A 9,584-nucleotide genomic window follows, 5' to 3' on the forward strand; every position below is an offset into this window, starting at 1 on the left:
TAGAGGCAATCAAAAGGACACTTCACTAGAGAAACAAAGCAAACATGTCCTTTAGAGGCAATCAAAAGGACACTTCACTAGAGAAACAAAGCAAATGTGTCCTTATGAGTAAGTTTAAAGGACACTTCACCAGAGAAACAAAGCAAACATGTCCTTTAGAACCATTCAAAAGGACACTTCACCAGTGAATTAATACAAACTTGTCCTTTAGAGGCAATCAAAAGGACACTTGACCAGAGAAATAAAGCAAACATGTCCTTTAGAGCTATCCAAAAGGACACTTCACTAGGAAAATAAAGCAAATTTGTCCTTTAGAACCATTCAAAAGGACACTTCACTAGAGAAACAAAGCAAACATGTCCTTTAGAACCATTCAAAAGGACACTTCACCAGAGGATCAAACCAAGTTTGTCCTTTAGGAACTACCATGTAAATATCCAAGCTTGTCCAAATTTCTAAAAATATAAAAAAGGAAGAAAATAGATATATAAGTTTTTCCGAAAATATCGGACAGTCACCCAATCCCTTAACTTTTAATAAGTTAAAGGAGGAGGTATGTGCCTATGGTGAAACTATATGATCAAGATATTTTCTTAGCCCCATTGGACAAGTGGCAACGAGATGCTTTTCTTGCTTTTGATGAAAAAATTACACATAAAACATTAAAATTCCCATGTATTCCAGCTTATCAAGGATACAAATTAAATCAAATGAGATTTGGATTTGCGCCAGATCCGAGGAATAATAAAGCATCGCTTGATCTGGCTAATCTATTAAAAAGCTATGGTAAAGTATCAAAAGATATGGGAGTATATACAGCGCTTATTGTCTTTTTTGAGACGCCGCTGGATTTGCAAAATAGTTACACAGTAAATGATTTTGAACAGCTTTTCTGGGAGCTGTTAAACCGTGTAAGTGTATTAGATGAGGAGGATTGGGTTGAAACGATTTCCCCTGATCCACATGATTCAACCTGGGAATATTGCTTTCATAATGAACGGTATTTTATCTATTGTGCAACACCAGCACATGAAAAAAGAAAGAGCAGACATTTTCCGACCTTTATGCTAGCAATTACTCCAAGGTGGGTACTAGATGAGTTTAGTTCTTCTATAGCTAAAGCAAATAAAATGAAAAAAATGATACGAGCTCGTTTGGTGGATTATGATAATACCCCGCCACATCCAGATTTAAAATGGTACGGTCAAAATGATAACTATGAATGGAAGCAATATTATTTGCGAGATGATGATACTTCCTTACCATCCTGTCCATTTAAGAAGTTCTATAAGAATAAAAATACCTAAAATCAAAGTAGGTATTTTTTCATTATTCAGGCTTTAAATAGCACATCTGATTATAGTAATCATTATTTGATGAGTAAATCATTCGAAATAGTTTGTATTGATTCGTAATAAAATTAAAAGATAGGCGACACTCAAGTTATCTACTTAGAAATGCTAATTTAGTTTGGCCAACTAAATAGGCTTTCATTGAAGAAAATAATATTTCTTGAAAAAAGGGCTTGGAACTATCCGAGCTCTTTTTGTCATTTTTATTGTGAAGTTTTGTGCGAAATTGTGTTTATTCTTATGTGAATTGGATCTCACTTATAGATTTTCAGGATAAATAATTTGCTATTTTATGAGTTTATTTGTCTTTGGGTTAAATTTCGGGAAATAATTTGTAGAAGAAAATTAGTCCTATGACTTTCGATTATTAGATATTATAGCGACATAATATCGTACGAAAGTTTTATTATTTTAAAAAATGGGTAAATAAACTGAAAACTATTACAGAATAACGATTTACAAGTTAAGTTATATGAAAGGGGTATCATATATGAGTTCTATTAAAAGAAGCATAGGTACATTCAGTTTAATGATGACTGGATTAGGTTCTATCATTGGATCAGGATGGTTATTTGGTGCTTGGAGGGCGGCAGGAATTGCCGGACCTGCTGCAATATTTTCATGGATTATTGGAATGATTGTTATCCTTTTCATTGCACTCACTTATGCTGAACTTGGTTCTATGTTTCCGGAGTCTGGGGGAATGGTTCGCTATGCGCAATATACTCATGGCTCCTTCGTCGGCTTTATTGCTGCATGGGCTAACTGGATTGCGATCGTATCCGTTATCCCTACAGAGGCAACTGCCTCGATTCAATACATGCATTCTTGGCCGTTTGCCTGGACTAAATCACTTATGAATGGAAATGATTTAACGCTCTTTGGTATTACTCTCGTCATTGTGCTTTTACTGATTTATTTCTTTTTAAATTATTGGACAGTGCAATTATTCTCCAAAGCAAACAATTTAATTACGGTTTTTAAAATCGTCATACCATTATTGACGATTATTGGACTAATAACAGCTGGTTTTCACCCTAGTAACTTTCATCTTCCATCTCAGGGCTTTACCCCTAATGGCTGGTCAGGAGTTTTTACGGCTGTGGCAATTTCAGGTATTGTCTTTTCGTTTAATGGCTTTCAAAGTCCTATTAACATGGCTGGCGAAGCAAAAAATCCAAATCGTTCGATTCCAATTGCAATTATTGGATCTCTTATCATTTCCGTAATTATTTATGTACTTTTGCAAATTACGTTTATTGGCGCTGTAGATCCATCATTAGCCGCAAAAGGATGGGGTTCGATTCAATTTAGTTCTCCGTTTGCAAACCTTGCGATAACACTCGGGATTAATTGGTTAGCAATTGTCCTGTATTTAGATGCATTTGTTTCCCCTTCAGGAACTGGTACTACTTATACCGCCACAACTGCAAGGATGATTTATGGAATGGAGGAAAATGGATATTTCCCTAAGGTATTTGGTAAAATTCATCCTTTTTATGGAGTACCGAGACCTGCAATGTTTTTCAATCTAGCAGTCAGTTTCATTTTTCTAATCTTGTTTAGAGGCTGGGGAGCATTAGCAGAAATCATTTCAGTCGCCACCATCATTTCTTATATTTGCGGGCCGATATCCGTGATTGCCCTGAGGAAAATTGGCGTTCATTTTCATCGACCATTAAAAATAAAAAGACTTTCCATGATCGCTCCATTAGGGTTTATCTTTGCAACGTTTATTTTATATTGGGCAAGATGGCCACTAACTGGTGAAGTAATGTTAATTATGATTATCGGTTTGCCGCTTTATTTCTATTATCAAGTAAAAAATAAGTGGATTGGTTTTAGGAAAGATTTTAAAGCAAGTATTTGGTTGATTGTGTATTTAATCGTGATGGTGCTGTTTTCTTATTTAGGGAGTAAGAAGTTTGGTGGAATAAATGTAATTAAATATGGTTGGGATTTCGTATTATTAGTTGTTCTTTCAATTATTTTTTATTTCTGGGGGGTGAAAAGTGCTTGGGAGAACCAGTATTTAAAAGAAGCGGAGGCAGTGAATAAAGAGGCATATGCTTCTGAACAGGAAATGAAGAAGGTTTTATAGGAAGGTTAAAACATTCGCGAAAATATTTTTGCGGATGTTTTTTTGTATTGTATTGTCTATGCAAATAATGTAATAGGAATAAATTTCATATAGGAAAGTAAAAGCAGGATATAAGAGGAATTAATCGAATAATATTTTAAAAAGCTACAAAGAAAAACATAAAAGAGGAGCATTATATGCATTTTCCCGTTTATATTTTTGGAATTCACCCTCATTTATTATTTGAATCCTTATCCTACTTTATTGGTTTTCGTGTTTATTTAAATACTCGAAATAAAAATCGAATACCGATGGATAAAGCTATGTGGATAATTGTTGGGGCGATTTTTGGAGCTGCTCTAGGCGCCAAATTTGTATATTGGTTTGAAGATCCAATCAAAACGTTACACCATTGGAATAACTTGACCTATATGATGGAAGGGAAAACCATTGTAGGTGGGTTATTAGGCGGTCTAATTGGTGTTGAGACGGCAAAGAAAATCATTGGTTGGAAAAACTCCACTGGCGATGATTTCGTCTTGCCCTTAGCAGTTGGAATGATGATTGGAAGAGTTGGATGCTTCTTAACTGGACTCGATGATCATACATACGGAATTGCCACAACATGGTTTACCGGAATTGATTTTGGCGATGGAGTGAAGCGCCATCCAACCCAAATCTATGAAATTGTGTTTCTATTATTACTCATCATTATTTTAATGACCATTAAGAAAAAACAGCTAGTCTTGTGGGAAGGATATTTGTTTCAGCTTTTTATGCTGAGTTACTTAGCTTTTCGAGTCATAATCGATTTTATTAAACCGACACCACATCCTTATTTTCACTTAAATAATATTCAGCTTGCCTGCATTTTTGGAATCATTTACTATATTCAACTTCTAGTGAAAAAATCAATGATTATCAATAAAGGAATGGAGAATCAGCATGCCAAATAGACCATATACTTATTACGACTTAACGATTAGTATTTGCTCCAAATGCTTAAGAAAGGTAGAAGCAAAGATTATTTTTGAAAATGACAATGTATACATGGTGAAAACATGCATGAAGCATGGAAAAGAAAAGGTGTTAATATCAACTGATATCGAATATTACAAATGGTGCAGAGATTTTATTAAGCCATCTGAAATGCCGCATAGGTGGAATACACCGATTAAATATGGCTGTCCATATGATTGCGGACTATGCCCTGATCACGAACAACATAGCTGCCTAACGCTATTAGAAATTACAGAAAGGTGTAATTTGAAATGTCCGATTTGTTATGCGGAATCATCCCCGCATAAAGGCACATTCCGCTCATTGGAACTAATCGAATTCATGCTTAACGCGATCGTTGAAAATGAAAAGGAACCAGATATTATTCAAATTAGCGGCGGGGAGCCAACCATCCATCCGCAATTCTTTGAGATATTGGACATGGTAAAATCAAAACCTGTGAAACATATCATGGTAAATACGAATGGGTTGAAAATTGCCGGGGATAAAGAATTTGTAAAAAAACTTGCAGCATATAAACCAGGCTTTGAAATTTATTTGCAGTTTGATAGTTTTGAAGCAGATGCGTTAAAAGAATTACGTGGCGTTGACTTAACAAAGGTAAGGCAAAAAGCTATCGACAATTTAAACGAACATAATATTTCTACGACATTAGTAGTTACGCTGAAAAAGGGTCTTAATGATCATGAAGTTGGGAAAATCATTCAATATGGCTTAGAACAAAAATGTGTTCGCGGTGTCACCTTCCAGCCGATTCAAAGTGCCGGTAGATTAGAAGATTTTGACCCTACAACCGATCGCTTAACCTTAAGTGAAGTCAGACAAATGATTATCGATCAATCCGGTGTATTTGCTGAAAAGGATATGGTACCTGTTCCGTGTCATCCTGATTCATTGGCAATGGGATATGCCTTTAAAATGAATGGTATAGTGACACCGTTAACTGGGATGATTGATCACCGAATTTTGCTGGAAGGGGAACGTAATACGATCGTATTCGAACAAGATGAGAATATTCGCAATATGATCTTTAAGGTATTTTCCCTAAATCATTCTCCGGATTCATCAGCTATGTCGTTAAAGGATCTGTTATGCTGTTTGCCTAAAGTGAACTTACCAGGAGATCTCGGCTATGATAATGTTTTTCGTGTCATTATCATGCAGTTTCAGGATGCCCATAATTTTGATGTGCGGTCTGTGAAAAAATCATGTGTTCACATTGCCCATCCAGATGGTAGAATCATTCCGTTTGACACATATAATTTATTTTATAGAGATGAAAAAGAACTAGAATTAAAGAAAATTCAAGAGGAAATATTAGCAGGAAGATGACAAAAGGGGTGAATAGATGACAGATCAAGATAGTTCGATAAAAAAGCCAACTAACCCAAAAAAAGAAGGAAGTATTTGGGCAGGAATTGGTATCGGGATAGGAATTTATTTCATTACTTTCATTTTTGGGATGATGACTTCCCAACTATTTTTTGTGGGCCCAATTGTTCATCTGATTGCGATCATTTCCTTTTTTGCAAAGGGAAAAAAATACACAGGAATCGGTTTGTTAATTTTAGCAGGAATTGTAATTTTACTAGTTTCCGCCTGCTTTGGACTAGTCATATTTTCATTAAACAATCGTTAATAGATGTAATTAGATGAAAAATGCTCCTTTTTCATAGTATAGTAGTGATAGCTAGAAAAAGGAGAAGATCTGAATGAAGCTAGTATCATGGAATGTAAATGGTCTTAGAGCCTGTGTGAAAAAAGGATTCCTAGATTATTTTAAAGAAATAGACGCAGAAATTTTTTGTGTTCAGGAAACAAAATTACAGGATGGCCAAATTGAATTGGATTTAGAAGGATATCACCAGTATTGGAACTATGCATTGAAAAAAGGCTATTCCGGAACTGCGATTTTTACAAAAAGGAAGCCTCTATCAGTCCAATACGCATTTGAAAAGGAAGAATATGAGCCGGAAGGAAGAATTGTTACCTTAGAATTTGAAGAATTTTATATGATAAATGTGTACACTCCTAATTCGCAACGCGATTTAGCAAGGCTTGATAAGCGGTTGGTATGGGAGGATAAAATCCTGGATTATTTAAAAGAGTTAGATACGATTAAGCCTATTATTCTATGCGGAGATTTAAATGTCGCTCACATGGAAATTGATTTGAAAAATGCGAAATCCAATAAGGGGAATTCTGGTTTTACAGATGAAGAACGCGGCAAAATGACAGTCCTTCTCGAATCTGGATTCCTTGATACATTTCGATACCTTTATCCAGAAAAAGAAGGCGCTTATACATGGTGGTCCTATATGAATAAGGTAAGGGAGCGAAACATTGGATGGCGTATTGATTATTTTATCACATCTGAAAGAATTGGGAAGAAAATAATCGATGCAGGAATTCACCCTGACATTATGGGAAGTGACCATTGCCCAGTATTCCTGGATATTGAATTGTAATCATTCGGGAACTATATTGATAAAAAGCAATCAAGTGCCTTTTTCTTTGTTATCCCTTAAAGTCTTTTCGGATATTTTCGGTATATTGTATATCAGTAATTAGATAATTTAGATGAGGTGATCGTTTGATTTGGATCATTGTTCCGATCTAAGCATTTTCTATTCCAATTGCTGTGATTATTACCGATCATTTTAGAAAAGGGCAAAAATAAAGACTAATTTTATGAAAGAACAGCTTGAATTAGAAAAACTTAAGCATGAAAACTACTTATTGGAAACAAAAAAACTAAAGCTTGAACTGGAAAAAATGCAGATTGAAACAGAGGACAAAACAAAAATATTGAAATAGTTTAAAAGAGGCTTTGATATAATTAGCTACTGGAAGGAAAAAAAGTGAAATCGAACGCTCGATTTCACTTTTTTAATATATTATGGTTGTGCATCTATTTTATATTCTTCCGATATTGGTCCTGATGTCAAACGTGAAAATTATACGCTATGACATTAGATCTTGTTCAGAAACCAAGTATGGTAATAAATATTACATTTTGATGATAGCATAGGCAATAAACATTTCAATAAAGATTATTCTCGATAAAAACTATATCTATATTGTGTACAGCAATTCGTAACCATTCATAACTTAAGGATCTAACTGATTTTGTTGAACAAGAGGCTCTAAATAACGCTTATTGTGAAGAATACTTGGGTGATCAGGTTGATACTTTCGGGCGATTTCGTTATGTGAAAAGGCTAGTTCGTGATTTCCTAACCGGTCGTAACAAACACACAATTGCAAATGAGGAAGCCAAGTCCAGTATGCATAGTTCCTTATTCCCATGTGGTCGGATGGCTTTTCAAGTTGTGTAGCAAGTTTGTACCAAAAAAGAGCCTTTTGGGTCTGATTTTCTTGTAGGAATCGGTATCCCAATCTACAGCAAAAATCGGCACGAGGGGAGTCGTACTCGAAGGATTTAAGAAGAAAATGAGTTTCGCTCTCATGATCTCCTATTGAATTAAAGCATTCTGCAAGCTTTCCGCAAGCGGAAATACAGTCCTCTATCCAACCAATTTTTGTATCTAGAAATTTTTTATAGTATTCTATTGCACCGAAAATTCTATGATGATCTAACAATTCGTTAGCATAGTAAAACAGGTCTCTTGGGTTGAATTGTTCACCTCGTTCAAGGCGGTTTTCATAGATTGTGAGATTGCGATCTGAATCATGGTGAATTCTTCGGTGGGTAACAGCAACTTCGCTGTGTAAAATATTGCCCCAAACTTCTAAATACTCATGTACTGCACCGTACCACTTGAAGTTGTTTTGCCTCTTTACAAGCCGATTACGACGCAGACTGGATATGGTATTCCCATCTCCATCAAATGCGAGATTATATTGCATGGTGACTGAATCAGTAGAAGGATCAAGGGAACCTTTTAATGCTAAAAATTTTGTTTGATCATCTTCCAATAAAACATCATCTGCATCCAACCAAAAAATGTAGTCCATTTTGGCATGACTAAATGCAAAATTACGTGCTGCAGCAAAGTCATCAATCCATTGGAAATCGATAATATTGTTTGTATATGGAGATACAATTTCTTTTGTTTTATCGGTTGAACCTGTATCTAGAATAATGATTTCATCTATTAGATGTTTAACAGAATCTAGACAACTTTGGATGGTGTCTTCTTCATTTTTTACAATCATGCAAAGGCTTATAGTAATCAAGTCTGTTTGGCTCCTTTAAGAAATAATTTTCCTCACATTAAGTTATGAATATAGATAAAATATGGTTTAGACTAAACTTCAAAAAAACTTGAAAACCATTATAAGAAAACGATTTTCAAGCTCTTTTAATATTAAACTTCGAAAATGCTTACTTAAATTATTAAATATTTCCCTCTTTTTAATTAACTAATTGCAACACCAGCACTTGCATAACCAGCAACTGTATTAATAAGTGAAAGACCTGATGCAGTTGCAGAATAGACCATCAGTAAGCTAGTTTGTGCCGTCACAGGTATCGCCAATCCTGAAGTTAGACCATTGCTTATGGCACCTATAGAAAGGGTTCCTGTAAGCGGTGGTGCTAATGTGACAACAGCGCCTGGTATAGGGCTAAAAATATTATTCGGCGTCGTGGATTCATACAGTTGTGCTGTTATTGTTATCGTACTTCCCACAAGACTTAGAGCTGCGGTAGTACTGAAGTAGGCTGTTATAGATGTAATCACACCATTACGAGGCATCGAAAATGCAAAATCCAAAAGTGTCCCTCCGGCACCTGTAAGATCTATTTGCCCACTGCCAAGAATAGTCACTCCGGTTACAGAGTTCCCAAATCCAATAAGGCTTGTTGTTCCAACCAAGCCACCCGCAATAGTAGTTAGTGCAATGGGCAATCCAGATGCAAAAGGAATTATTGCACTTGCTCCGGTAGCACCAGTTGCGCCAGTAGTTCCAGTAACTCCGGTAGCACCAGTATCGCCAGTAGGTCCAGTAACTCCGGTAGCACCAGTTGCGCCAGTAGTTCCAGTAGTACCGGTAGCACCAGTCGCGCCAGTATCGCCAGTAGGACCGGTAGCACCAGTCGCGCCAGTAACGCCAGTAGGTCCAGTAACCCCAGTTGCGCCGGTATCGCCAGTAGGACCGGTAACACC

General features: G+C 36.0%; 8 protein-coding genes. 6 read left to right on the forward strand and 2 right to left on the reverse strand.

Translation table 11 applies throughout. From position 1 onward, the window contains the following. Positions 1–563: 563 nt before the first annotated feature. The 6 genes from AC3WJF_RS20000 (at position 564) to AC3WJF_RS20025 (ending at position 6,920) form a co-directional block, all read left to right on the forward strand. The gene (locus tag AC3WJF_RS20000; protein WP_492455370.1) at positions 564–1,307 is read left to right on the forward strand and encodes a YqcI/YcgG family protein; all 744 of its coding nucleotides are present in this window, start codon (positions 564–566) and stop codon (positions 1,305–1,307) included. Between the two features lie 517 nt (positions 1,308–1,824). Then, positions 1,825–3,453, forward strand: coding sequence for an APC family permease (locus tag AC3WJF_RS20005; RefSeq protein WP_492455372.1), 1,629 nt, complete (start codon positions 1,825–1,827; stop codon positions 3,451–3,453). 176 nt (positions 3,454–3,629) lie between these two features. Further along, positions 3,630–4,388, forward strand: a complete 759-nt coding sequence (locus AC3WJF_RS20010) for a prolipoprotein diacylglyceryl transferase (protein ID WP_492455374.1) — start codon at positions 3,630–3,632, stop codon at positions 4,386–4,388. Then, entirely contained in the window at positions 4,378–5,784 is a 1,407-nt protein-coding gene (locus AC3WJF_RS20015) for a radical SAM protein (RefSeq protein WP_492455376.1), read from the forward strand. The genes AC3WJF_RS20010 and AC3WJF_RS20015 overlap by 11 nt, the downstream gene beginning before the upstream one ends. Before the next feature lie 16 nt (positions 5,785–5,800). Further along, positions 5,801–6,091, forward strand: coding sequence for a hypothetical protein (locus tag AC3WJF_RS20020; protein ID WP_492455378.1), 291 nt, complete (start codon positions 5,801–5,803; stop codon positions 6,089–6,091). Positions 6,092–6,164: 73 nt separating this feature from the next. Next, complete coding sequence (locus AC3WJF_RS20025; RefSeq protein WP_492455380.1) at positions 6,165–6,920, forward strand: exodeoxyribonuclease III; 756 nt, start codon at positions 6,165–6,167, stop codon at positions 6,918–6,920. A gap of 643 nt (positions 6,921–7,563) precedes the next feature. On the opposite strand, the gene AC3WJF_RS20030 is transcribed toward AC3WJF_RS20025, so the two are convergent. Together AC3WJF_RS20030 and AC3WJF_RS20035 are read right to left on the reverse strand one after the other, a co-directional pair. Then, positions 7,564–8,652, reverse strand: coding sequence for a tetratricopeptide repeat-containing glycosyltransferase family 2 protein (locus AC3WJF_RS20030; protein WP_492455382.1), 1,089 nt, complete (start codon positions 8,650–8,652; stop codon positions 7,564–7,566). Between the two features lie 182 nt (positions 8,653–8,834). Continuing rightward, on the reverse strand, positions 8,835–9,584 hold a 750-nt coding region (locus tag AC3WJF_RS20035; RefSeq protein ID WP_492455384.1), incomplete at its 5' end, for an exosporium glycoprotein BclB-related protein.

The sequence above is a fragment of the Heyndrickxia sp. FW510-T9 genome, assembly GCF_058781025.1.